Genomic DNA, 21,746 nt, shown 5'->3' on the forward strand with positions numbered 1-21,746 from the left:
AGCGGGGGTCAGGCTGCGGGGGCTCCCGTGCCCGTGAGCCAGGGCTTCAGGATGTCGCGGGCCGTCGTCCAGGTCTGACGTCCGTAGCGCTCGTTGTCCACGTGGCGCAGTTCGCCCTCGCCGCTGAACATGCTCACGAAGTACTGCATCCCCTGCCAGGCGGGGAACGTCTCGTCGGGGTCGCGCGAGAGGCGTCGTCCCACCGCGGCCATCGCCGAGAGCGTCCTCGTCGTGCCCGCCCACTGCAGTTTGAACGTCTCGCCACTGAACTCGGAGGCGAGCTCCGCCACCTGGCGGGCGGTGATCCGGTCGCCGGCGACCTCGACGACGCGAGGGGCGTCCGCATCGAGGGCGACCAGGGCGACGGTCCGAGCGGTGTCGTCCTTCGTGGTGACGTCGAGCACCTGGTCGGCCGACGACCAGAACAGCACGCGTTTGCGATCGCGGAGGATCATCGGTGCCTGACCGGCGAGCAGTTCGGTGAACATGCCGTTCAGCACCGACGTCGCCTGGATCGGCGCCGCGTCGAGGTCCGCGGCGAACTCGCGGCGCAGCTCGAGGTTGCGGTTGGTCCCCGGGGTGAGGCGCCGGTAGTCGGCGGAGTAGTCCGACGGGAGGAAGCGGGGCACCCCGGCCGCGACCGCTGCGGCGAGGAGTGCGCGCTGCGCGTCGACGATGACCGGCCGGATGCCGCTGAGCGCCGAGACGACGACGTCGACATCGGATGCCGCGGCCACGAGCGCGTCGTGGTCCGCGTAGTCGGCGGTCATGATCTCGACCCGTGCGTCGTCGCCGAATAGCTCTGCCGCGGCCGAGCTGCCCGGACGGGTCAGCACCCGGAGTCGGACGTCGTGCGAGAGGAGCTCGCGGGAGATGCGGCTGCCGATGTCGCCGGTTGCGCCGGCGACGAGAACGGTGGTGGTCACGAGGGGGTCCTGTCTGTGGGGGTGGAGGTTCCACGGCGCGAGCGCTCGGGCGCGGCGACGGGGTGTTCGAAGTCCGGGTCGGTGCGCGCCGCGTCGGCGGCGACGGCGACACGGGCGAGGAGGGTCCGGAGCGTCGCGCGCTCATCGGGGTCGAGCGTGCCGAGCAGGCGGTCCTCCGCCTGGCGGAGCTGTGCACGCGCGGTGTCGAGGGTGGCGCGGCCCGCGTCGGTCGGATGGACGTGGCGCACGCGTCGATCGGTCGGCGCCGGCCTGCGCGAGACGAGGCCCTCCGCTTCGAGCGCGTCGAGCAGGTACGTCATCTGCGTCTTGTCGATCCCGAGGCGCTGGGCCAGCTGCAGCTGCGACGAGGGTTCCTCGGTCGTGATCGCGACCAGCACCTGATACCCGCGCGGACCCTGCGGCATCGCGCTCACCGCTTCGGTCCCCAGGCGCGTGAACGTCTGGAAGGTGAGGGGCAGGGCCCAGCCCAGCTCGGTCTCGATGCCGCCGGCATCCCAGTCGATCTCGGATGATTCTGTCTCGATCACGTCGCAACCGTACATGTGCAAGATCGTCTTCTGCAAATACGATCTTGCGATCGACTGAATCAGAGGCGACGGGAGATGATGTCGAAGACGTGCCAGTGCTTCGGCCCCCGACCCGACGGGCCGTCCCTCTCGCGTTCGCTGAGTTCGACGATCTGCCATTGCGCAAGAAGGTCCGCAACCTCGCTCGCCGAGTGTGTGAGCACGTCGTCGTGCGCAGCCCAATCGTTGCGATGTCCGAAGAGCTGACCCGCGAAGACGCCACCCGGGCAAAGCGCCGCAGTGATCAGCGTCCAGATGTGGGCGAATTCGGTCGCGCGAGCGAACGGAAGCGAATAGCTTGCGAGGACGAGATCGGCATCCGGCAACTCGGCGAGATGCTCGAACGACGCATCCCGCGTATCGAGACGCGGTGATGCGTCCGCACGTGCCGCGATGCGCTCCCGCAGTCCGGGTGTCGCGTCGACGGACACGACCTTCCAGCCCCGATCAAGGAGGAATCGCGAGTCGACGCCGTCCCCGGCACCGAGGTCGATCGCCGTCCCTACGCGGGTCACGTGTTCGAGAGCCGCGATGAGGTGCGGTCGTGGCGCCCGGCCCGCCGCAGCGGAGTAGTACTGCTGCCAGTCGCTCGCCTCCGCCATCAGGCCATTCTCGCGCGGTGCGCGGCTCTCGGGCGCAGCATCCGCTCGCCTGTCACGAAGTGCGCGGGCGCGCGGCGTGTTGTGACAGGAGAAGCGGGCGCGACCGCGCGGCACCCCCTCGTCTGTCGCGAAGTGCGCGGGCGGGCGGCGTGTTGTGACAGGGGAACGGGATGCCCCCGGGGGCGCCCCTAGGCGACGTCGAGCGCGATGCGGGCGCGGCGCGCGACGTCGAGGATGCGCCCGACGTTCTCGACCGCGACGCCCGGTTCGTCCGCCCCGAGGTGCTCGAGGGTCGCGAGCTGCGAGGCCAGGAGCGCCGGCGGCATGAAGTGCTGACGCGACCGCATCCGACGGTCCAGCTCCTCGGGCGAGACGACCAACTCGACGAAGCGCACGTCGGGCGCAGCGGCGCGGATCCGGTCGCGGTAGCGCCGCGCGAGGGCGGAGCATGCGACGACGAGGCCCGGCGCCTCGGCGAGGGTCTGTCCGACGATGTCGAGCCAGGGCGCGCGATTGTCATCGTCGAGCGGGTGACCCGCTTCCATCTTCTCGACGTTGGCAGCGGGGTGCAGATCGTCCGCATCGACGAAGTCCACGCCGAGGTCGACAGCGAGCGCCGCGCCGACGGCGGTCTTGCCCGATCCGCTCGGACCCATGACGACGACGCGCGGTGCAGTGCTCACGATTCCACCTTCGCAGAGTTCATAGCGACGACGACCTTGCTGCTCTCGGCGGAGCGCCGTGCGGTCTCGAACGCGTCGACGGCCGCGTCGGGGCGGAACTCGTGGGTGATGACGGCCTCGATCTCGGGGCGACGCCGCAGGACCTCGATCGCCTCGTCGATCTCGTCGAGGAAGCGGAAGGCGCCCGTGAGCGTCGCCTCCTTGGAGATGAGCGGGGCGATGTTCACGCCGACCGGCTGGTTCGGCAGCATCCCGATCTGCACGATGGTGCCTCGACGGCGCACGGCGGCGATCGCGGACGACACCGCGGGTGCGGCACCGGAGCACTCGAGGACGACGTCATACGTGTCGGACGGGATCTCATCCTGGCCGACGCGCCAGACGCCGTCGGCCCCGAGCGCCCGTGCGCGCTCCAGCGGCTCGGGCAGCAGGTCGATGATCTCGACGCTCGCCGCTCCCGCCTCCTGCGCGGCGACGACGGCGAGGAGCCCGATCGGACCGGCGCCGCACACGAGCACGCGCGCACCGGCGAGGGAGCCGGCGCGGCCGGCGCCGTGCAGGGCGACGGCGAGCGGCTCGGCCAGGACGGCGCGGCGCACGGGCAGGTCGGCGGGCAGGGTCCGGATCATGCCGGCATCCACCACCAGGTACTCGCTCATCGCGCCCTGCGTGTGCGGGGTCGTCGCGGCGCTGCCGAGGTAGCTGCCGCCGGGACGCAGGTGCGGCTCGACGGGAATGGGCCCCTCGGGACCGAAGCGGGCAGGATGCACCGTCACCGCCGTGCCGGGTGCGAAGCGGCCGTCGGGGTCGAGGTCGACCCAGCCCGACAGCTCGTGCCCGGGAACGAGCGGCTCCGTCACCACGAACGCGCCGTTCGCGCCCTCGGAGTAGTAATGCAGGTCGGATCCGCAGATGCCCACGTATCCCACCCGCACGCGGACCTGCCCCGCGTCGGGCTCGGGGACGGGACGATCCGCCACCGTGAGGTCGAGCTTGCCGCCGATGACGACTGCGTCCATGTGTGTCTCTCCTCGGATCAGACGACCGCGGTCATGCCGCCGTCGACGAACAGGTTCTGGCCGTTCACGAAGTCGCTCGCCGCCGAGGCCAGGAACACGAGCGGTCCGCGCAGCTCCGCGACGTCACCCCAGCGGCCGGCCGGGGTGCGCTGGGCGACCCAGTCCGAGAAGTCCGCGTCCGCGACGAGCGCCGCGTTCATCTCGGTGGCGAAGTACCCCGGCGACAGCGTGTTGACCTGGATGCCGTGGCGCGCCAGATCCGCGGCCATCCCGCGACTGAGCTGAGCGATACCGCCTTTGCTCGCGGCGTACGGCGCGATGGTCTGACGCCCGAGCAGCGACTGGACGGAGGCGATGTTGATGATCTTGCCCGAGCCGCGCGCGATCATGCCGGGCGCGACGAAGCGCGACACGTAGAACGCGCTCGACAGGTTGCTCGAGATGACGGCATCCCAGTCCGCGACGGGGAACTCCGCGAAGGGCGCCCGTCGCTGGATACCGGCGTTGTTGACGAGGATGTCGGGTGTCCCGACCCGCTCGACGAGCTCACCGATCGCCGTCTCGACAGCCGCGGCATCCGTCACGTCGAACAGGGTCGTTTCAGGACGGACGCCGGTGCGCTCGGCGATCGCGTCGGCGCTGCGGCCGGCCGCCTCGGCGTCGCGGCCATGCACGATGACGCGGGCGCCCGCCTCGGCGAGACCGACGGCCAGGCTCTGGCCGAGCCCTCGCGACGATCCCGTCACGAGGGCCAGGCGGCCGGTGAGGTCGAAGACGTCAGACAAGGGACACCGCGCCGAAGATGCCGAGCACGATGAGGAAACCGACGACCGATTCGATGGCCTGCTGCACGGTCCACGTCTTGAGCGTCGTCTTGACGTCCATGCCCATGAGGCGACCGACGAGCCAGAAGCCCGAGTCGTTGACGTGACCGGCGAAGACCGAGCCGGCGGCGGTGGCGAGCACGATGCAGGCGACCTGCAGCGGGTTGAAGCCGCCGGAGACCACGGCCGGGGCGACGAGGCCCGCGGCGGTGACGAGGGCAACCGTGGCCGAACCCTGCGCCACGCGGAGGAGGACGGCGATGATGTAGGCGGCGAAGATGACCGGCACACCGATCGAGGCGAGAGAGTCCGAGAGCGCGTCGCCGATGCCCGAGGCGCGAAGGACTCCGCCGAACATGCCGCCGGCGCCGGTGATGAGGACGACCGAGCAGATCGGCCCCAGCGAGGACTCGACGATCTTGTCCAGAGCGCTGCCGCCGACCCCGCGGCGGGTGCCGAGGACGAACAGGGCGACGAGCACCGCGATGAGCAGGGCGACCTGGCTCGTTCCGATGAGGCCGAGCGCCTGCACCCAGACGGCGGTGCCGTCGACGGCTCCGGACGAGACGAGCGCGGCGGAGCCGGTGTTGAGGAGGATCAGGACCAGCGGGATGGCGATGACGCCGATGACGGTGCCGGCCGTCGGCGGGTTCGTGGGCTCGACGTCCTCGCCGAACAGGCGCGGGATGGCGAGCGGGATGCGGCGGTCGATGAAGCGCGCCCAGAGGTAACCACTGAGGTACCAGGTGGGGATCGCGACGACGAGGCCGATGAGAAGGACGAGGCCGAGGTTGGCGCCGTAAGTCTCGCTGGCCGTGATGGGGCCGGGGTGCGGCGGCACGAAGACGTGCATGACCGAGAAGGCGGCGGCGGCCGAGATGCCGTAGAGCAGCATGTGCTTGCCGCCGATGCGCCGGGCCACCGCGAAGATGATCGGCAGCATGACGACGAGGCCGGCGTCGAAGAACATCGGGAAGCCCATGAGGAGCGACGCGACGCTGAGGGCGATCGCGGCGCGCTTCTCGCCGAAGACCGAGACCATCTTCTCGGCGAGCACGCGGGCGCCACCCGAGCTCTCGATGAGGGCGCCGAGCATCGCTCCGAAACCGACGAGGAGCGCGACCGTGCCCACCGTGGAACTGAAGCTGTCGATCAGCACCTTGCCGATGCTGCCGACGGGGATGCCGGTGGCCAGCGCCGTGAGCAGCGAGACCAGCACCAGCACGATGAACGCGTGCAGGCGCACCTTGATGATGAGCAGGAGGATCAGGGCGACCGCTCCGGCCGCGATCAGGAGGAGCGGTAGCGCTCCGAGTGTTTGCGTCCACTCATCCATGGGTGTGTTCTCCAGTGAATCGTCCCGGTGCCGGGGCCATTCCCGGCAGCGAGCCCACGGTGCCACATAAGTAGTACCTTTCGCAAGCGAATGATCGTACTTTTCGCGGTAGCGTGAGCATCGCTACGAAGGACACCGATGCCCACGCCTGCCACCACCGCATCCCACGCCCACATCGTCGAGACCCTCGGCCGGAGGATCGTCGGCGGTGAGCTGCCGCCCGGAACCGGGCTGACCCTCGCCGGTCTCGAGGAGTCATTCACCGCATCGCGGACGGTCGTGCGCGAAGCGGTCCGGGTCCTCGAAGCGCACGGGCTGCTCACCTCGCGTCGCCGCGTCGGGCTCGTCGTCCGTCCGCAGGCGGAGTGGGACATCCTCAACGCGGACATCATCGAGTGGTCGCTCGACAGCCCGCGTCGGCGCGACGTGCTGATCGAGCTGACCGACCTGCGCGTCGCCGTCGAACCCGTCGCCGCCCGGCTGGCGGCGGAACGGGCGGGGGGTGCCGAGCGCGACGAGCTTGTGCGGTGGGCGACGCTGCTCAGCGACCTCGGAAGTCAGGGGCTCGGTGACTCGGACGAGTATCTCGATGCCGACATCGCCTACCATCGGCTCCTCCTCAAGGCCTCTGGCAACGCCCTGTTCGAGAAGCTCGGTGACCCCATCGCCGAGATCCTGCGCGGCCGATCGGTGCGAGGTCTGACGCCCGGGATGCCGCGCGTCGGCACCCTCGAGGCCCACCTCGCGACGGCCCAGGCGATCCGCGACGGCCGCGGTGCCGACGCGGAGGCGTCGGCCCGAGAGCACCTGACCCTCGTCTCCGGCGAGGTCGAGGAAGTCTGACTCAAGGCGCTTGACGCGCATACCCTAGGGGGGTACCGTATCCAGCATGAACGGATACGACGCGAACAAGGACGATCTGCAGAAGCGGCTGCGCCGCGTCGAAGGCCAGGTCCGCGGCATCGCGCGCATGGTCGACGAGGACAAGTACTGCATCGACATCCTCACGCAGGTGTCCGCCGCGACGAAGGCACTCGAGACCGTCGCGCTCTCGCTGCTGTCCGACCACCTCAGCCACTGCGTCGCCGAGGCGAGTGCCGAAGGCGGCCAGGTCGCCGCCGACAAGATCCGCGAGGCGAACGACGCGATCGCGCGTCTCGTCCGCTCCTGAAACCCGGAGGAAGAACACCATGACCGACCGCATCCAGCTCGGACTCACCGACGTCTCCGCGTCCGCCGCAGCCCCGGCATCCGCTGTCAACGAAGAACTCCTCGTCACCGGGATGACCTGCGCGCACTGCGTCGCGAGCGTCCGCGAAGAGCTCTCCGAGATCGACGGCGTCGAGGCCGTGTCCGTCGACCTCGTCGCCGGCGGCACCTCGCACGTCACCGTGCACAGCGCGACCCCCCTCGACGACGACGCCCTGACCGCCGCCATCGAGGAGGCCGGATACACCCGGGTGTCGGCGTGAGCACCACCGACGTCGAGCTCGACATCTCGGGGATGACCTGCGCCTCGTGCGCCACCCGCATCGAGCGGAAACTCAACAAGCTCCCCGGCGTCGAGGCATCCGTCAACTACGCCACCGAGAAGGCGCGCGTCCGTGCCGAGGGTGTCGAGACGGCGCAGCTCATCGCGACCGTCGAGGCCGCGGGGTACGCCGCGACCGTACCCACGCCCGAGCCGGAAGCGGCCGAGCCCGAGGACGAGACGAAGCCGCTCCGCCAGCGGCTGCTGATCAGCGCCGCGCTGTCGCTGCCCGTTGCGCTGATGTCGATGATCCCGCCGCTGCAGTTCGAGAACTGGCAGTGGCTCGCGCTGACCCTCGCCGCTCCCGTCGCGGTGTGGGGCGCGTGGCCGTTCCACCGGGCCGCCGCCGTCAATCTGCGCCACGGCGCGGCGACGATGGACACCCTCATCAGCCTCGGAGTGATCGCCTCGTTCGGCTGGTCGCTCTACGCGCTCTTCTTCGGCGGCGCCGGCATGCCCGGCATGACCATGACCTTCACGCTGGTGGGTGCGCCGCGGGCGGGCGGGCACGAGATCTACCTCGAGGTCGCCGCGCTCGTGACGGTCTTCATCCTCGCGGGCCGCTACATCGAGGCCCGCGCGAAGCGGGCGTCGTCCGAGGCGCTCCGCGCGCTCCTCGAACTCGGGGCGACGGATGCCGCGAAACTGCAGAACGGTGTCGAGACGCGCGTTCCCGTTTCACAGCTCGTCGTCGGCGACACGGTCGTCGTGCGACCCGGCGAGAAGATCCCATCGGACGGACTCGTCACCGCAGGGCTCAGCAGCATCGACGCGAGCATGCTCACGGGTGAGTCGATGCCCGTCGAGGTCGCCGAAGGATCCCGCGTCGTCGGCGCGACGATCAACGTCGGCGGGCGCCTCGAGGTGCAGATCACCCGCGTCGGCGCCGACACTGAACTGGCGCGGATGCGGCGGCTCATGGAAGAGGCCCAGACCGGCAAGGCCCAAGTGCAGCGCCTCGCCGACCGGGTCTCCGCGGTCTTCGTGCCCGTCGTGATCGGGCTCGCGCTCGCCGCCCTCCTCGGCTGGACGATCGCCGGTGCGCCGTGGGAGCTCGCCTTCACCGCCGCCGTCGCGACGCTCATCATCGCGTGCCCGTGTGCGCTCGGACTCGCGACCCCGACCGCCCTGCTGGTGGGGACCGGACGTGGCTCGCAGCTCGGCATCCTGATCCGCGGACCTCAGGTGCTCGAGCAGACCCGCACCGTCGACACGATCGTGCTCGACAAGACCGGCACCGTCACGACCGGACGCATGAGCGTCACCGAAGTGCTGCCTGCGGGCGTGTCCCGCGATGAGCTTCTTGCGGTCGCTGCGGCAGTGGAGTCGGGGTCGGAGCACCCGGTCGCCCGCGCGATCGTCGCGGCATCGCCGGCCGGACGTGTCGAGTCGTTCCAGTCGCACGCGGGGTTCGGCGTGCAGGGTGTCGTCGACAGCGCGGCCGTCGTCGCCGGCCGGCCGTCGTGGCTGGCCGAGCAGTGGGCCGTCGCCGTGCCCGCGGATCTGCCCGAGGGGACGGTCGTCGCGGTCGCCCGTGACGGCGCATACCTCGGTGCGATCGTCGTGGCCGACACGGTGAAGGACTCGAGCGCCGCGGCGATCGCCCGGTTCCGCGAGCTGGGGCTCGAGCCGATCCTGTTGACCGGCGACACGGCCTCCTCGGCAGCGCGGGTAGCCGCCGACGTCGGGATCTCCCGCGTCGAAGCCGGCGTGACTCCGGCGGGCAAGCTCGACGCGATCCGTCGCCTGCAGGGTGAGGGCCGGGTCGTCGCGATGGTCGGTGACGGCGTCAACGACGCCGCGGCGCTCGCCGCTGCCGACCTCGGCATCGCGATGGGCGGCGGAACGGATGCGGCGATCGCGGCATCCGACATCACCGTCGTCTCGGGCGACCTCACCGTCGTCGCCGATGCGGTGCGCCTCGCGCGGCGGACCCTGGGCGTCATCAAGGGCAACCTGTTCTGGGCGTTCGCGTACAACGTCGCCGCGATCCCGCTCGCGATGGCGGCGCTGCTGAACCCGCTCGTCGCCGCGGCCGCCATGGCGCTGTCATCCGTGTTCGTGGTGACGAACAGCCTGCGTCTGCGCGGGTTCCAGGGGGTCGGGCGGGGCTGAGCGTGTGCTCGGCGCGCGGGCGTCGCGCCCGTTCGCGGATGCAATAGTTCGAGCGCGACACGCCGGGCCGCGGCATCCCTCACCGGGGTGTCGCCCCGGATCTCTTGCATTCGTTGACAGGGTGGCGGGCGGGAAGCGTCGAGGGAAATGTTCACCGATGCAGTGGATGCCGAGCGACACGCCGCACTCCGGCATCCATCACCCGCGTGTCGCTTCGGATCTCTTGCATCGGCGGACGCCGAAGCGCGTGGAGGTGCAAGCGATGATGGAGCTGATGCTCGCGAACAGCCACGTCCTCCTCACCCCGATCACTCCTGACATCGCCCGCCGGATCATCGATCGCACCGAGCAACCGGGTGACGACTGGCATCCCGACTACCCGTTCGTCGACGAACTCGACCCGTTGGCCGCGCTGGCGGCCTCGGAACTGTCGGAGACTCCGTTCACGATGTACGCGATCCGACGCCCTGATGACCGCGCCGCCGTCGGCGGATTCGGGTTCTTCGGGCCGCCCGATGCGAGCGGCGCGGTCGAATTCGGCTACGGCCTGATACCCGCGGCACGAGGGTATGGGCTCGCATCGGCCGCGGTCATGCTCGCCCTGCATCACGCCGGGCAGTGGGGTGCGCTCCGCGCGAAGGCCGACACCGAACGCACGAACGCGGCATCCCGCCGGGTGCTCGAGAAAGCAGGGCTTCACGAGGTCGGCCGACGTGGGGACCTCGTGTTCTTCGAACGCGCCCTCGGCACCGTGACACGATCGGACCATGACTGACGCCGTGTACGCCGAGCTCGATCGACTGCTGGCCGCACGCGATCGCGACGACATGGCGCCGACACTGGCGGCTCTGAAAGTCATTTACGACGAGCATCCGACGGACGCGGGGGTGCTCTACGAGTACGCCGGTGCGCACGACACGGCCGGTCAGGAAGAGGCGGCTGCCGAGCTCTACGAACAGGCTCTCGCCGCTGGCCTCGAGGGAGATGTCCGACGCCGTTGCCTCCTGCAGTACGGCAGCACGCTGCGCAACCTCGGTCGTTTCGACGAGTCCCTCGCACTTTTCGCCGGAGCGCGGACGGAGTTCCCGGATGCCGCATCCCTCGCCGTCTTCGAGGCGATCACGCTGCACGCGGCGGGGCACGTGCACGCCGCGCTCGGATCGCTCCTCGATGTGATCGCCAGCTACGTCGACTCTCCCGAGCTCGAGCGCTACAAGCCGGCGATCCGCGGCAACGCCGCCTATCTGCGCGACCTGGACGCGGGAGAATCCGCCGGCTAGACCCCGGCCTCGCCGTGGCGCGCGTTCCGCAGCGGCGAGAACACGATCACCAACGCAGCGACGGCGAAGACCGCGGCCGCGACGCCGAGGCTGGCCGCATACCCGAGCCAGGTGGCGAGCACCCCGGCGCCGAGGGCACCGAAGAAGAAGACGATGCGGTTCGTCGTGCGGATCGTCGCGTTCATGCGGCCCTGGATCGCATCGGGCGCGATCGCCTGACGATACGAGATGTCGTTCGCATCCTCGACGCCCATCGCCAGGCCGAAGAGGAACTGCGCGATCGACACGATCACGAGGAGCACCGTCATGGTCGTCGCGCTGCTGAGAGGGACGACCGCCAGGAGCAGCCACGGCACGACCGTCAGGCTGCGGCCGACGAGGATCGCCCGCCCGGCTCCGATCCGCTCGCCGACGGCGGGCGCGATGATCGCGCCGAGGAAGCCGCCGACCCCGCCGACAGCCACCGCGATGCCGTAGGCCCAGGCAGGCATCCCCAGTTCTCGGAGCGCGAAGACGGCGAACACGGTCGCCACGATGCTGTTGCCGAGGAACCAGACGTGCACCGACAGCGCCAGCGGGCGAAGCGTTTTGTGCCGGTACGTGAAGCGCATGCCTTCGACGATGTCGTGACCGATGTGACGACCCGCCCTGCGGGGAGCGGGCGCGGACTCGGTGACCCGGATGCGGGACTGGAGAACGGCCGACACCGCATGGATGACGGCCTCGAACACGAAGATGAGAGGCGCGCCGAGGAGGGTGAGGAGTGCGCCCCCGGCAGCAGGGCCCGCCGTCCCCGCGACGGTCTCGCTCTGGCCGAGTCTCGCGTTCGCCGACACGAGGGACGACCGGGGGACGATCTGCGGCACGAACGGCTGCTCCGCCGACTGGGCGAACAGGGTCAGGACTCCGAGCGTGAGCATGATCGCCGCGAGCGACCAGAAGTCGAGGTGGCCGAGCAGCAGCAGGACCGGGATCAGCGCGAAGACGACCGCGCGGCCGATGCTCGTCAGCACCAGCGTGCGCTGCCGGTTCCAACGATCCATCAGCGCTCCGATGATGAACCCGAGAAAGAGGTACGGCGCGACGCCCAGCGCGTTCAGGATGCCGATCTGCGCCGGCGTCGCCGCGACCACCGTGACGATGAGCACTTGGAACGCGACGTTCGCGATGGCCGACCCGAACCCGCGGATGGTCGTCGCCGTCCAGAAGAGCCGGAATGCCGGGATGCGCAGGACCTCGGTTCGGCCTTCGCCGGACGATCCCGGCGGGCCCGCGTTGCGCATGGTGCGACCCTATCCGCGCGGGTGGGTGGGTGATGCGCGGTCAGCGGAAGTAAGCATCCGGGAGCAGTTCGCCGACCGGCCGCATCACGGGACCGTCGGCAGTGGGGATGGCGACCAGGATGTCCGGGTGCTGGTCGAGCAGGACCTGACGGCACCGGCCGCATGGTGGGATCAGGCTGCGCCCACCGTCGCCGGCCGCAGCGATGGCGAGGAGTCGCGGTGCCCCAGCGGTCGCCGCGACGCCGAGAGCGACCAACTCTGCGCAGGGCCCGCCGGTGAAGTGGAAGACGTTCACGGCCTCGTGGACGCGACCGTCGATGTCGATCACGGCGGCGGCGACGGTGTGGTTCGCGTTCTCCCCCAGCGTGCGGGCACGGGCCTCAGCCGCGGCGATGACCTGTTGGTCAGGTTCAGAGGGTCGCATGGAGGGCAACTGTAGTGTGCGCTGGGTCTTGTCATCGCTGGTGCGCAGGTTCGGACGACGCACACCTTGTCGACCTAGGCGGCGGCGTCCGCTCAATGCACGGCGCTGGCGGGTCGGAGGGTCGTGCCCATCTGCACGCGCCGCCCGTAGCGGTCGAGTCCGAGGCGTGCCTCGACCTCGACGAGGGAGCGGTGGAACGCGGTCGAGGGCTCCTCCTCGGCGAAGCCCACCGTCGCGTAGAACGGTGCGTTCCACGGCACGTCCGCAAACGTCCGGAGCGTGATCCGCGAATGCCCGCGTTCACCGGCGTGACGCTTCGCGGCCTCCGTCAGGGCCCGGCCCAGGCCCCGCCGCGCGAACGCCGGACTGACGGACAGCTGCTCCAGGTGGCACGCGTCGTCGATCTCCAGAACGTGCACGAAGCCCACGACGTCCTCGTCGACCTCCGCGACGAGAACGAACCCCAGGTCCGTGATGCGCTCCGGACTCGGGGGCGCCGGCGACCATGCATCGGGTTCGAGCCGGTCGATCAGGAGACGGTCCGCGTCGTTCTCGATCCGTTCGATCGAGGTCGCGTCCGCCGTGGTTGCGAACCTGATGCGTGGCGACACCTGACCAACGTACAAGTAGGCGGCATCCGGGGTCATGGTCGGAAGCCCGCGAAGCCAGCCTGTCGAGGTGATCTTCCGGCCCCGCCGGTGACGGATGCAATAGTGCAGGGGCGGCACGCCGGTGATGGATGCCGGGGCGCGGCGTGTCGCGCGGCATCCATTGCATCCGTGCACAGCCGCACGCTCAGCACGCCGGCCAGGAGCCCGCGTTCGACACGGATAGAGTCCCGGAGTGTCCACAAACCCGTTCGGCGAAGTTCCTGTCCTGCCGGTGGCGATTCCGCTCGGCGTCGCACTGTTCGTCCTGCTGATCGCCGTGCTGGCGCGGCGGAAGAAGCTCACATGGGCTCGCGCCGTGACAGCTCTCGTCGTCGCGGTCTACGCCGCCGGGATCTTCGCCAACACGATCTTCCCGATCTACCTGATCCCGGTTGACAGCGGTGAGCCGTGGACCCCGAAGCTCGCGCTGGTGCCCTTCTACGACTACGAGGTCGACGACGCGCTCATGAACATCGCGGTCTTCGCACCGTTGGGAGTTCTGATTCCGCTCCTCGTGCGCCGCGCGTCCTGGGCGAAAGTTGTGCTCATCGCCGTCTCGATCAGCCTGGGGATCGAGTTCCTGCAGCTCGCGGCGCAAGCCTTCTTCGCCGGCGGTCACATCGCCGACGTCAACGACCTGATGTGGAACACCGTCGGAGGTGTCGTCGGGTACGGGGTCTACCTGGTCGCTCTGCGGATCCCCGGATTGTCCGCGCTCGTTCGCCTGTTCCGGTGGCACGAAAGTCCGGTTTCGGATTCAGCGTTGGGCGCACCCGGTGTCGGCGGACCCACGCCCTCGAGATCACCTGCGAAAACGGACGCCTCTTAGTCACCGCGGCTGCGAAAACGTGAAGGCCCCACCGGCTGGCCGGCGGGGCCTTCACACATTCAGTCCACCTGGCTTACTTGAACGCGTCCTTGACGTTCTCGCCGGCCTTCTTGAGGTTCGCTTCGCGCTGGTCGGCTTCGCCCTCGCGGCGAAGGTCCTCGTCATTGCGGTGCTCGCCCAGGGCTTCCTTCGCCTTGCCGGCGATGTCCTGCGCAGCGTTCTTGATCTTGTCGTCGAGACCCATGGCACACTCCTCAGTTCGTGGGAATCCCAGGATCCGACTCGCGACGATTCCACTCAACCGCTTGATTTCGGCGCCGATTGGTGAGAGTCACAACTCGCGCCGCCGACTCGCCGTCGCCTCGTAGGCGTGCAGCCACACGAGGTCGAACTCCTCGCGGGTGATCCGGCCTCGCACGAGGTCCTGCTCCGCGTGGTCGAGCTCGTCGGCCTGCTGTTGGATGCGGTGGGCCACATCCAACGCCGACGGCGAGAACATCGCCTGCTTCGCGGTGGACGCGCGACCGATGAGGCGGCAGTGCTCCCACTGGATCGGGAGGTCGTGGGTGGTGCAGTCGACGAGCGCCAGACGGCGCGCGTCCTGCGAGTCGACGCGCAGCGTCACGCGGAAGACGAGGACGGTGGCGTCCATGCCGATGCCGCGGCGACGGGCATCCTGCGTGTGCGGGTGGGCGAGGTCGCCGGTCATCACGCACGGCGTCCCTTCGAGCTCGGCCAGGCGCGTCAGCGACACACCCGCCACGGTCACATCGCGCACCTCCGCGACCGTGTGCTCGGGCCATGCCCGCCGTTCGATCGGATCGGGGATGCTGCGTCGCAGCGAGGGGAGGACCGTGGTCAACGTCATGAGCACAGTCCTAAGCGCTCGCCGAGGCCCGCGGAACAGGTCCGAACGGAACCCATACGGCCGGCCCGCGCGTCGCATCCGGCACCTAGGGTGAGGGGATGTTCACCGTCACCGAGTCCGTCACCATCGACCGCCCGGTGACCGAGGTGTTCGACTTCTTCACCGAGGGCCGCGCCCGCTGGGACGAATCCGTCATCTCCGAGGAGCTCACCTCACCGCCGCCCGTCGGCGTCGGGTCGACTCTCCACACGCGGATGCGGGCGGTCGGCCGCGAGGTCGACTTCGACTGGCGCGTCACGGCCTACGACCCCGGTGCGCGGATGGCGGTGACCAGCACGAGCGGGATCATGGCCACGTCCTCCGACCTGCAGTTCGCCGACGCGAACGGCGCGACCGTCGTCGCCGTGCGCATCGACGCCGAGCCGACCGGGATCATGCGCCTCGCGGAGCCGATGATCGCCGACTCGATCCGCTCGACGCTGTCGACGTCACTCACGCGCGCGAAGCGGATGCTCGAAAGCTCCTGACCCGGCGTCATCCTCTCGGCTGACACGGATGCCTCTCCAGGCCGACGCCCCGCGCGCGACGACTGCGTAGACAGAAAGCATGAAGCGCACACTCGCCGCCCTGTCCCTCGTCCTCGCCGCCGCCGGGCTCACGACCGCCTGCGCGCCGGGGAGTAGTGACGTCGAAGACCACGTTGTGACGGCAGTCAGCGGAGGCCCGTCCGTCCCGGTCGCAGACCTGGTCGACGACGCGGACGCGAAGCGGTTCACGATCGTGTGCCCGTACGAGCTGCCCGCGGATGTCGCGACCCGCCTCGGCGTCTCGGCGAAGGACCTCCCCGATCTGTCGAAACGCGACGACGCGCAGGCGCTCGTCGCCGTGACGGCGAACGGCGTCGATGCGGCCGAGTTCCGACGCGAACGCGTCGACCTCTGCTCCTCGGAGGGGCCGTGGCCGGTGTACGAGAAAACGGACACGGCCACCGTCGCCGTCACGCGGAACGAGGACGACGTCTACATCGTCACCCGAGCGAGCTGACGGCCTGTCACTTCACGAGCGGACGCACCGTCGTGAAGCCGCCGTCGACAGGGATCACCTGACCGGTGATGCGACCGGCATCCGTCGACAGCAGCCAGTCCATGACGGCCGCGACATCGTCGGCAGTCTGCACACCACCGAGCGGGTACTGCTTCTCGGCGCCGTCGCGCTGCATCGGCACGCTCAGCATGCCGGCGGTCATCGGGGTGTCGGTCATGCCCGGGGCGACCGCGTTGACCCGGATGCCGCGCGCGGCATACGTGGCAGCGGCGCTGCGCACGAGCGCCTCGACGCCTCCCTTCGCGGCGGCGATCGCCTCGTGGTTGGCGACGCCGATGCGGGCGACGACCGAACTCGCGAACACAGCGGCACCCGGCTTCTTACCCGTCGCCTCGAGCCAGGCCTGCAGGATCCAGATGCTGCTCTCGAGGTTCACGCGCAGGATGTCGCGCGCGGCGTCGGCCTTCGTCCGATGCAGCGGGGTGATGAGCGTGCTGCCGACCGCGTGCGCGAGCCACGCCGGTGCGTCACCCAACTCGGACCGGCAGCCCTCGAGCGCCGCGGCGGCACCCTCGGGCGTCGTCACGTCGGCTTCGATGTGCGCGTCCGCATCGACGGAGGCGAGGGATGCGGCATCCCGCCCCACGGCGGCGACGCGCAGACCGCGCGCCCGCAGCCGTGCGACGAGGGCGCTTCCGACGCCACCACGGGCGCCGGTCACGAGGGCGATGTCGGTCGAGGTCATGATGCTCTCCTTGCTCAGGTGTGCGGAACCGCGATGTCGCCGCGCCGGATCGCGTCGGCGCGCTCACGGATGCCGGCGATCTCGTCGTCGTCGAGGCGCGACACGTTCTTCACCTGCAGCGACATGCGGTGATTGGCGGCGAGGGGCTCCTCGTGCCGGATGAGGTAGTCCCAGTAAAGGGTGGTGAAGGGGCACGCGTCGTCGCCTACCCGCTTGGCAGGGTCGAACGGGCACGTCTTGCAGTAGGGGCTCATGCGGTCGATGTACTTGCCGGTAGCGGCATACGGTTTGCTGCCCATCAACCCGCCGTCGGCGTACTGGCTCATCCCGAGCGTGTTCGGCAGTTCCGCCCACTCGACCGCGTCCACGTAGACGGCGAGGTACCAGGCGTGGACCTCCTTCGGATCGACGCCGAGCAACATCGCGTAGAGCCCCGTCACCATCAGCCGCTGGATGTGGTGCGCGTACCCGTTCTCGAGCGTCGTGCCGATCGCGTCCTGCAGGCACGCCATCGCCGTGTCGCCAGTCCAGTAGAAGTCGGGGAGCGGTTCGAACGCCTCGAACGCGTTCCGCTCGAGATACCCGGGCATCTGCGTCCAATAGATGCCGCGGACGTACTCGCGCCACCCGAGGATCTGTCGGATGAAGCCCTCGACGGCAGGCAACGGCGCCTTCTTGTCGCGGTAGGCCGCCTCCGCCGCGGCGACGACCTCGCGCGGGTTCAGCATCTTCAGGTTCAACGACGACGACAGGTGCGCGTGCCAGAGCCACGGCTCGCCCGGCCACATCGCATCCTGCGTCTCGCCGAACCCGGGCAGGCGTTCCTCGATGAACAGGTCGAGGGCCTCGAGCGCCTGCGCGCGGGTGACCGACCACGCGAACGAGTCGAGCGAGCCGGGGTGGTCGGCGAACCTCGCCTCGACGAGGGCGATGACCTCGCGGGTGGTCTCGTCGGGGTCGAACCGAGCGCGCGGGGGAACCAGCCCGGGTCCCTGCTTCGGGAACGCCTTGCGGTTGTCGGCGTCGTAGTTCCACGAACCGCCGACGGGCTGACCGCGGGTCGTCATCAACACGTCGTGCTTCTTGCGCATCTCGCGGTAGAAGTACTCCATCCGCAGCGAGGTCCGTCCCTCGGAGTGTGCGGCGAACTCGGCGACGGTGCTGAAGAAGTGGCGGTCCTCACGGATGTCCAACGGGATTCCGCTGTGCTCGGCCACTTCGCGCAGCGCTTCGCGCACCCGCCACTCGCCGGGCTCCGTCACGACGAGCCCCTCGGGCTTCAGCTTGGTCACATCGGCCGCGAGCTGGTCGGCCAGCGAGTGCTTCGTCGACCGACCGTCGAGCTTCGCGTAGTGCAGGGGACGCTCGGCATCCGTCAGCTCTGCGGCGAAGTGCCGCATCGACGCGAGGAAGACGGCGGTGCGCTGCTTCGTGCTCCAGACGTGCTCGGATTCGCCGGCGACCTCAGCCATCCAGACGGCATCCTGATCGGCGTCGAAGTCGTCGAACGCGCTCGAGTCGTGATCGAGCTGATCGCCCAGCACGATGACGAGGTGTCGCAGCATGGCGCCAGCGTAGGAAGAGGGTCGGACGGTTCCCAGCGCTTGTGTGCGCGACGGGGCTGCGCTAGCGAAGGGGTGTTCTGCCAGGGACTCCCTCGTCCGGGTCGCGGGGCTTAGCGTCGAGGGCAGGAGGTTGACACATGCACACCAGGACACTTGGACAGGACCTGCAGGTCTCGGCGATCGGGCTCGGAGCGATGGGGATGTCGCAGAGCTACGGACCCAACCCCGGCGACCGCAGCGAGATGATCGCGGTACTCCGTTCGGCGCTCGACGCGGGCGTCACATTCTTCGACACGGCCGAGGTCTACGGCCCGTACGTCAACGAGGAGCTCGTCGGCGAGGCCCTCGAACCGGTGCGCGACCAGGTCGTCATCGCGACGAAGTTCGGGTGGGACATCCAGAACGGCCAGTCGGTCGGACTCGACAGCCGTCCGGAGCAGATCCGTCGCGTCGCCGACGCCTCGTTGCGCAGGCTCCGAACCGACACGCTCGACCTCTTCTACCAGCACCGGGTCGACCCGGACGTGCCCATCGCCGACGTCGCGGGGACGGTCGGCGAGCTCGTCGCCGAGGGGAAGGTGCGTCACTTCGGGCTGTCCGAGGCTTCCGCCGCGACGATCCGTGCCGCGCACGCCGTGTTCCCGGTGACCGCTGTCCAGAGCGAATACTCGTTGTGGACCCGCGACCCCGAGGTCGAGGTCCTGCCGACCCTGGCCGAACTCGGGATCGGCTTCGTGCCGTTCAGCCCGCTGGGCAAGGGATTCCTCACGGGAACGGTGAGCACCGACACCGCGTTCGACGACGGCGACATCCGGCGCCGGGTACCGCGTTTCGAGGCGGAGAACCTGGCCGCGAACCAGGCGCTGGTCGATCACGTGAAGGTCCTCGCCGAGGCGAAGGATGCCGCGCCCGGCCAGATCGCGCTGGCGTGGCTGCTCGCGCAGCATCCGTCGATCGTCCCCATCCCCGGCACGCGGCGCACGTCGCGCATCGGCGAGAACGCCGCCGCGACCGAGGTGGCGCTGTCGGCGGATGAGCTCGCCGACCTCGACGGCCTCGCGCAGCGGGTCGGCGTCGCCGGCGACCGCTATAACGCGACCCTCATGGAGTACGTGAACCGCTGAGCGACGGCGGCCTGCGGCGCGCGGTACCGGCGCGGGCTGGCATCCTGGGTGCATGCCCGCGACCGAGGATGCCCCCGACGTCGACGTCGAGCACGTCGGACGCGGCACCCACCGCACACGGGTGACGCGCGTCGAGACCACGGCCGGCGACGGCGGACGGCCCTTCGTCCTCGTGGCCGGTGTCGGCGTTGCGGCGACGTACTTCGAGTTCCTCGCGCCCTCGCTCGCCGAGCACGGCGACGTCTTCGCGCTCGACCTGCCCGGCTTCGCAGGGATGCCGCGGCCCGGCGACCAGCCCACGGCCGAGTTCTTCGCAGACCGGGTCGAAGAGGTCCTCGACCACTACGGCCTCGATGATCCTGTCGTCATCGGTCATTCGATGGGCACGCAGGTCGTCACCGAGGTGCTGATCCGGCGGCCGCAGGTGCGTCACGCCGTCCTGGTGAGCCCCGTCGTCAACGACCAGGAGTCGTCACTCCCGATCGTCGCGCTCCGCTTCGCCCAGTCCGCGACGCGCGAGACGTTCCACCTCGCGATGACGGCGCTGTCGGCCTACGTCCTCTGCGGCTTCGTCTACTTCATGCAAGTGCTGCCGCACATGCTCCGATACCGGTTGGTCGAGCGGATGCCGCGGGTCGAGGCATCCGTCCTGTTCATCCGCGGCGAGTACGACGCGACGTCGCCGCGCCGGTTCCATTCGCGGCTGGTCGCGGCCGCGCAGAACGCGCGCCGCTGGGAGATCCGCGGTGCGGCGCACTCGATCATCAACGCGCACGCCGTCGGGGCGGCCGAGCTCATCGTGACGCACGCGAACGACACGCTGCCGCCGAAGGGACGGATGCCGGCCGAGGAGGCCGCCGTCCCGCCGCCGCCGCACGCGGGCATCGGCGTGGTCTGGAGCGCGATGCGCGAACGCGCCGCCGAATGGTGGTCGGCCGCGCGCCGCGACGAGGCCGGCGTCGAACGCGCGAAGGAACGGCACGCCCGCATCCTCTGGCGCGTGTACTCCCGCGCCCGTCAGGACCCACGCCGCGAGGTGCGCTGAGGCGCGAACACCCCTCACCCCGCAGCGGAGCCCCACACGTCGAGCGCGCGCTCGCGCGCCGAAGCCACGGCGGCGGCGACCGCCCCGGTAACCACGACGTCGCCGCCGAGCGTCGAGGCGACGAGCTCCGGCGCGGGCAGGTCGAGGTCGGTCGGGAGCGACCGCCGCGCAGCGGCGACCACCTCGTCCACGCCGTCGGCGATCGCACCCGAGACGACGACGCGTTCGGGGTCGAACATGCTGCCCAGGACGCTGACGATGCGGGCGAGGGTGAGGCCGACCCGCTCGACGATCTGCAGCGCATCGGCATCGCCGCGGGCGGCCATCGTGAGGACGGTCCGGGCGTCGAGGCTGTCGGGGGAGCCGGCGCGGAAGCCCGCGGTCGCCTCGCCCGACCGGGCGAGCTCGGCGGCCCACGCGGACACGCGTGCTCCGAGACCCTCGGCGCCGCGCACGCCCTCGACGTGATCGAACGCGACCATCTCGCCGACGCCGCCGTGGTGGCCGCGCAACAGATGCCCGTCGACGACGACACCGGCACCCAGGCGTGATCCGGCGAGCAGGGTGATGTAGTCCTGGCATCCCACCGCGGCGCCGACCGAACCCTCTGCGACCGCCGCCAGCGACGCGTCGTTCTCGATCCGGGCGATGGGTGCCCAGGTGAGGACGTCGACCAGGTCCGGGTTCATCCGCTCCCAGAAGCCGGTCGGATGCCGCGGCGACCGCCCCGTGCGGTCGACGGGCGCGGGCACACCGGCGCACACCGCGAGCACGTCGGAGCGGGAGCGGCCGGCGGCGCTCAATGCGCGGTCGACCGTGTCGCTGACGACGCGCGCCCGGGCGGGGGCGTCTTCATGATCGAGGACGAGGCGCGCGTCGGCGTCCGCCATCGGCTTGCCGCGCAGGTCCGCGATCCAGACCGACACGTGTTCGTGGCCCGCGTCCACGCCGACGACGACGGCGGCATCATCGCGCAGCGCGAAGCGGCGGGCGGGTCGGCCCTTGCGATAATCCCCGGCGAGACGGGCATTCGGTAGCTCGGTCACGAGCCCCCGAGCCACGAGTGCCGCGGTCGCTTCGATGGTCGTCGACCGCGTCAAGCCCGTGGACTCCATCGCGTCGGTCGCGGTGAACTCGAGCGTCTCCCACGCGAACGCGAGCACGGCGTCCTGACTCGCCGGGCGAGCTGAGGTGGAGGCGAGTGTCGACATCGGGGCCTTGACCTTTCGGGATCTGCCCTGCAATATTGCCTGCATCGGATTGATT

General features: G+C 70.1%; 26 protein-coding genes. 11 read left to right on the top strand and 15 right to left on the bottom strand.

Annotation, left to right across the window (positions count from 1 at the left end):
• Positions 1-8 precede the first annotated feature (8 nt).
• From AC4NN1_RS10290 to AC4NN1_RS10320, 7 genes are all read right to left on the bottom strand, one after another.
• Complete coding sequence (locus tag AC4NN1_RS10290; RefSeq protein ID WP_491955231.1) at positions 9-926, bottom strand: NmrA family NAD(P)-binding protein; 918 nt, start codon at positions 924-926, stop codon at positions 9-11.
• Positions 923-1,474, bottom strand: coding sequence for a MarR family winged helix-turn-helix transcriptional regulator (locus AC4NN1_RS10295; RefSeq protein WP_311868484.1), 552 nt, complete (start codon positions 1,472-1,474; stop codon positions 923-925). Before AC4NN1_RS10295 ends, AC4NN1_RS10290 begins: the two co-directional genes overlap by 4 nt.
• Positions 1,475-1,533: 59 nt before the next feature.
• A complete protein-coding gene (locus tag AC4NN1_RS10300) occupies positions 1,534-2,115 on the bottom strand; it encodes a class I SAM-dependent methyltransferase (RefSeq protein ID WP_491955232.1) in 582 nt (193 codons plus the stop codon).
• Between the two features lie 188 nt (positions 2,116-2,303).
• Entirely contained in the window at positions 2,304-2,798 is a 495-nt protein-coding gene (locus AC4NN1_RS10305) for a gluconokinase (RefSeq protein WP_491955233.1), read from the bottom strand.
• On the bottom strand, positions 2,795-3,817 hold the full coding sequence (locus AC4NN1_RS10310) for an L-idonate 5-dehydrogenase (protein WP_491955234.1): 1,023 nt from the start codon (positions 3,815-3,817) through the stop codon (positions 2,795-2,797). The genes AC4NN1_RS10305 and AC4NN1_RS10310 overlap by 4 nt, the downstream gene beginning before the upstream one ends.
• 17 nt (positions 3,818-3,834) lie before the next feature.
• Complete coding sequence (locus tag AC4NN1_RS10315) at positions 3,835-4,602, bottom strand: SDR family oxidoreductase (RefSeq protein ID WP_491955235.1); 768 nt, start codon at positions 4,600-4,602, stop codon at positions 3,835-3,837.
• Positions 4,595-5,977, bottom strand: coding sequence for a GntP family permease (locus tag AC4NN1_RS10320; protein ID WP_311858392.1), 1,383 nt, complete (start codon positions 5,975-5,977; stop codon positions 4,595-4,597). The genes AC4NN1_RS10315 and AC4NN1_RS10320 overlap by 8 nt, the downstream gene beginning before the upstream one ends.
• Positions 5,978-6,115: 138 nt before the next feature.
• Between AC4NN1_RS10320 and AC4NN1_RS10325 the strand changes: the two genes are divergently transcribed.
• The 6 genes from AC4NN1_RS10325 (at position 6,116) to AC4NN1_RS10350 (ending at position 10,903) form a co-directional block, all read left to right on the top strand.
• Positions 6,116-6,820 carry a FadR/GntR family transcriptional regulator gene (locus tag AC4NN1_RS10325; protein ID WP_491955236.1) on the top strand — a complete coding sequence of 235 codons (705 nt, stop codon included), beginning with the start codon at positions 6,116-6,118 and terminating at the stop codon, positions 6,818-6,820.
• Between the two features lie 46 nt (positions 6,821-6,866).
• Positions 6,867-7,148 (top strand): metal-sensitive transcriptional regulator, encoded by a 282-nt coding sequence (locus AC4NN1_RS10330; RefSeq protein ID WP_018187744.1) that lies wholly within the window; start codon positions 6,867-6,869, stop codon positions 7,146-7,148.
• Between the two features lie 19 nt (positions 7,149-7,167).
• A complete protein-coding gene (locus AC4NN1_RS10335) occupies positions 7,168-7,449 on the top strand; it encodes a heavy-metal-associated domain-containing protein (protein WP_018187743.1) in 282 nt (93 codons plus the stop codon).
• Positions 7,446-9,623 (top strand): heavy metal translocating P-type ATPase, encoded by a 2,178-nt coding sequence (locus tag AC4NN1_RS10340; protein WP_491955237.1) that lies wholly within the window; start codon positions 7,446-7,448, stop codon positions 9,621-9,623. The genes AC4NN1_RS10335 and AC4NN1_RS10340 overlap by 4 nt, the downstream gene beginning before the upstream one ends.
• Before the next feature lie 262 nt (positions 9,624-9,885).
• Complete coding sequence (locus tag AC4NN1_RS10345) at positions 9,886-10,398, top strand: GNAT family N-acetyltransferase (RefSeq protein ID WP_491955238.1); 513 nt, start codon at positions 9,886-9,888, stop codon at positions 10,396-10,398.
• A complete protein-coding gene (locus AC4NN1_RS10350; protein ID WP_491955239.1) occupies positions 10,391-10,903 on the top strand; it encodes a tetratricopeptide repeat protein in 513 nt (170 codons plus the stop codon). The genes AC4NN1_RS10345 and AC4NN1_RS10350 overlap by 8 nt, the downstream gene beginning before the upstream one ends.
• Here AC4NN1_RS10350 and AC4NN1_RS10355 read toward each other — a convergent pair.
• The 3 genes from AC4NN1_RS10355 to AC4NN1_RS10365 form a co-directional block, all read right to left on the bottom strand.
• Positions 10,900-12,186 (bottom strand): MFS transporter, encoded by a 1,287-nt coding sequence (locus tag AC4NN1_RS10355; protein WP_491955240.1) that lies wholly within the window; start codon positions 12,184-12,186, stop codon positions 10,900-10,902. The genes AC4NN1_RS10350 and AC4NN1_RS10355 overlap by 4 nt on opposite strands.
• Positions 12,187-12,226: 40 nt before the next feature.
• Positions 12,227-12,610, bottom strand: a complete 384-nt coding sequence (locus AC4NN1_RS10360; protein ID WP_491955241.1) for a cytidine deaminase family protein — start codon at positions 12,608-12,610, stop codon at positions 12,227-12,229.
• Between the two features lie 92 nt (positions 12,611-12,702).
• Entirely contained in the window at positions 12,703-13,257 is a 555-nt protein-coding gene (locus AC4NN1_RS10365) for a GNAT family N-acetyltransferase (protein ID WP_491955242.1), read from the bottom strand.
• 196 nt (positions 13,258-13,453) lie between these two features.
• Here AC4NN1_RS10365 and AC4NN1_RS10370 point away from each other — a divergent pair, with 196 nt between their 5' ends.
• Positions 13,454-14,089, top strand: a complete 636-nt coding sequence (locus AC4NN1_RS10370) for a VanZ family protein (RefSeq protein WP_491955243.1) — start codon at positions 13,454-13,456, stop codon at positions 14,087-14,089.
• Positions 14,090-14,162: 73 nt separating this feature from the next.
• Here AC4NN1_RS10370 and AC4NN1_RS10375 read toward each other — a convergent pair whose 3' ends face one another.
• Both AC4NN1_RS10375 and AC4NN1_RS10380 read right to left on the bottom strand, forming a co-directional pair.
• The gene (locus AC4NN1_RS10375) at positions 14,163-14,333 is read right to left on the bottom strand and encodes a CsbD family protein (protein WP_018187735.1); all 171 of its coding nucleotides are present in this window, start codon (positions 14,331-14,333) and stop codon (positions 14,163-14,165) included.
• An 87-nt stretch (positions 14,334-14,420) separates the two neighbouring features.
• Positions 14,421-14,957, bottom strand: a complete 537-nt coding sequence (locus AC4NN1_RS10380; protein WP_491955244.1) for a hypothetical protein — start codon at positions 14,955-14,957, stop codon at positions 14,421-14,423.
• A 98-nt stretch (positions 14,958-15,055) separates the two neighbouring features.
• Between AC4NN1_RS10380 and AC4NN1_RS10385 the strand changes: the two genes are divergently transcribed.
• On the top strand, positions 15,056-15,484 hold the full coding sequence (locus AC4NN1_RS10385; RefSeq protein WP_491955245.1) for an SRPBCC family protein: 429 nt from the start codon (positions 15,056-15,058) through the stop codon (positions 15,482-15,484).
• Between the two features lie 79 nt (positions 15,485-15,563).
• Complete coding sequence (locus AC4NN1_RS10390; RefSeq protein ID WP_491955246.1) at positions 15,564-16,001, top strand: hypothetical protein; 438 nt, start codon at positions 15,564-15,566, stop codon at positions 15,999-16,001.
• A 7-nt stretch (positions 16,002-16,008) separates the two neighbouring features.
• Here AC4NN1_RS10390 and AC4NN1_RS10395 read toward each other — a convergent pair whose 3' ends face one another.
• Both AC4NN1_RS10395 and AC4NN1_RS10400 read right to left on the bottom strand, forming a co-directional pair.
• Positions 16,009-16,746 carry an SDR family NAD(P)-dependent oxidoreductase gene (locus AC4NN1_RS10395; RefSeq protein ID WP_491955247.1) on the bottom strand — a complete coding sequence of 246 codons (738 nt, stop codon included), beginning with the start codon at positions 16,744-16,746 and terminating at the stop codon, positions 16,009-16,011.
• Between the two features lie 14 nt (positions 16,747-16,760).
• Entirely contained in the window at positions 16,761-18,311 is a 1,551-nt protein-coding gene (locus AC4NN1_RS10400; RefSeq protein WP_491955248.1) for a cryptochrome/photolyase family protein, read from the bottom strand.
• Between the two features lie 137 nt (positions 18,312-18,448).
• On the opposite strand from AC4NN1_RS10400, the gene AC4NN1_RS10405 reads away from it, so the two are divergent.
• Positions 18,449-19,435: an aldo/keto reductase gene (locus AC4NN1_RS10405; protein ID WP_020098356.1), complete on the top strand. Its 987-nt coding sequence runs from the start codon at positions 18,449-18,451 to the stop codon at positions 19,433-19,435.
• A gap of 52 nt (positions 19,436-19,487) precedes the next feature.
• Positions 19,488-20,480: an alpha/beta fold hydrolase gene (locus AC4NN1_RS10410; RefSeq protein WP_020098357.1), complete on the top strand. Its 993-nt coding sequence runs from the start codon at positions 19,488-19,490 to the stop codon at positions 20,478-20,480.
• A gap of 14 nt (positions 20,481-20,494) precedes the next feature.
• On the opposite strand, the gene AC4NN1_RS10415 is transcribed toward AC4NN1_RS10410, so the two are convergent.
• Positions 20,495-21,691: an ROK family protein gene (locus AC4NN1_RS10415; protein WP_491955249.1), complete on the bottom strand. Its 1,197-nt coding sequence runs from the start codon at positions 21,689-21,691 to the stop codon at positions 20,495-20,497.
• Positions 21,692-21,746 lie beyond the last annotated feature (55 nt).

It is taken from the genome of Microbacterium sp. MDV22-iso44 (assembly GCF_058629135.1).

Coding starts and splice junctions, on each gene's coding strand:
- AC4NN1_RS10360 (WP_491955241.1), bottom strand. CDS start 12,610: ATGCGACCCTCTGAACCTGACCAACAGGTCATCGCCGCGGCTGAGGCC.
- AC4NN1_RS10390 (WP_491955246.1), top strand. CDS start 15,564: ATGAAGCGCACACTCGCCGCCCTGTCCCTCGTCCTCGCCGCCGCCGGG.
- AC4NN1_RS10400 (WP_491955248.1), bottom strand. CDS start 18,311: ATGCTGCGACACCTCGTCATCGTGCTGGGCGATCAGCTCGATCACGAC.
- AC4NN1_RS10380 (WP_491955244.1), bottom strand. CDS start 14,957: ATGACGTTGACCACGGTCCTCCCCTCGCTGCGACGCAGCATCCCCGAT.
- AC4NN1_RS10405 (WP_020098356.1), top strand. CDS start 18,449: ATGCACACCAGGACACTTGGACAGGACCTGCAGGTCTCGGCGATCGGG.
- AC4NN1_RS10330 (WP_018187744.1), top strand. CDS start 6,867: ATGAACGGATACGACGCGAACAAGGACGATCTGCAGAAGCGGCTGCGC.
- AC4NN1_RS10415 (WP_491955249.1), bottom strand. CDS start 21,691: ATGTCGACACTCGCCTCCACCTCAGCTCGCCCGGCGAGTCAGGACGCC.
- AC4NN1_RS10365 (WP_491955242.1), bottom strand. CDS start 13,257: ATGACCCCGGATGCCGCCTACTTGTACGTTGGTCAGGTGTCGCCACGC.
- AC4NN1_RS10375 (WP_018187735.1), bottom strand. CDS start 14,333: ATGGGTCTCGACGACAAGATCAAGAACGCTGCGCAGGACATCGCCGGC.
- AC4NN1_RS10355 (WP_491955240.1), bottom strand. CDS start 12,186: ATGCGCAACGCGGGCCCGCCGGGATCGTCCGGCGAAGGCCGAACCGAG.
- AC4NN1_RS10350 (WP_491955239.1), top strand. CDS start 10,391: ATGACTGACGCCGTGTACGCCGAGCTCGATCGACTGCTGGCCGCACGC.
- AC4NN1_RS10310 (WP_491955234.1), bottom strand. CDS start 3,817: ATGGACGCAGTCGTCATCGGCGGCAAGCTCGACCTCACGGTGGCGGAT.
- AC4NN1_RS10320 (WP_311858392.1), bottom strand. CDS start 5,977: ATGGATGAGTGGACGCAAACACTCGGAGCGCTACCGCTCCTCCTGATC.
- AC4NN1_RS10395 (WP_491955247.1), bottom strand. CDS start 16,746: ATGACCTCGACCGACATCGCCCTCGTGACCGGCGCCCGTGGTGGCGTC.
- AC4NN1_RS10345 (WP_491955238.1), top strand. CDS start 9,886: ATGATGGAGCTGATGCTCGCGAACAGCCACGTCCTCCTCACCCCGATC.
- AC4NN1_RS10325 (WP_491955236.1), top strand. CDS start 6,116: ATGCCCACGCCTGCCACCACCGCATCCCACGCCCACATCGTCGAGACC.
- AC4NN1_RS10335 (WP_018187743.1), top strand. CDS start 7,168: ATGACCGACCGCATCCAGCTCGGACTCACCGACGTCTCCGCGTCCGCC.
- AC4NN1_RS10300 (WP_491955232.1), bottom strand. CDS start 2,115: ATGGCGGAGGCGAGCGACTGGCAGCAGTACTACTCCGCTGCGGCGGGC.
- AC4NN1_RS10385 (WP_491955245.1), top strand. CDS start 15,056: ATGTTCACCGTCACCGAGTCCGTCACCATCGACCGCCCGGTGACCGAG.
- AC4NN1_RS10410 (WP_020098357.1), top strand. CDS start 19,488: ATGCCCGCGACCGAGGATGCCCCCGACGTCGACGTCGAGCACGTCGGA.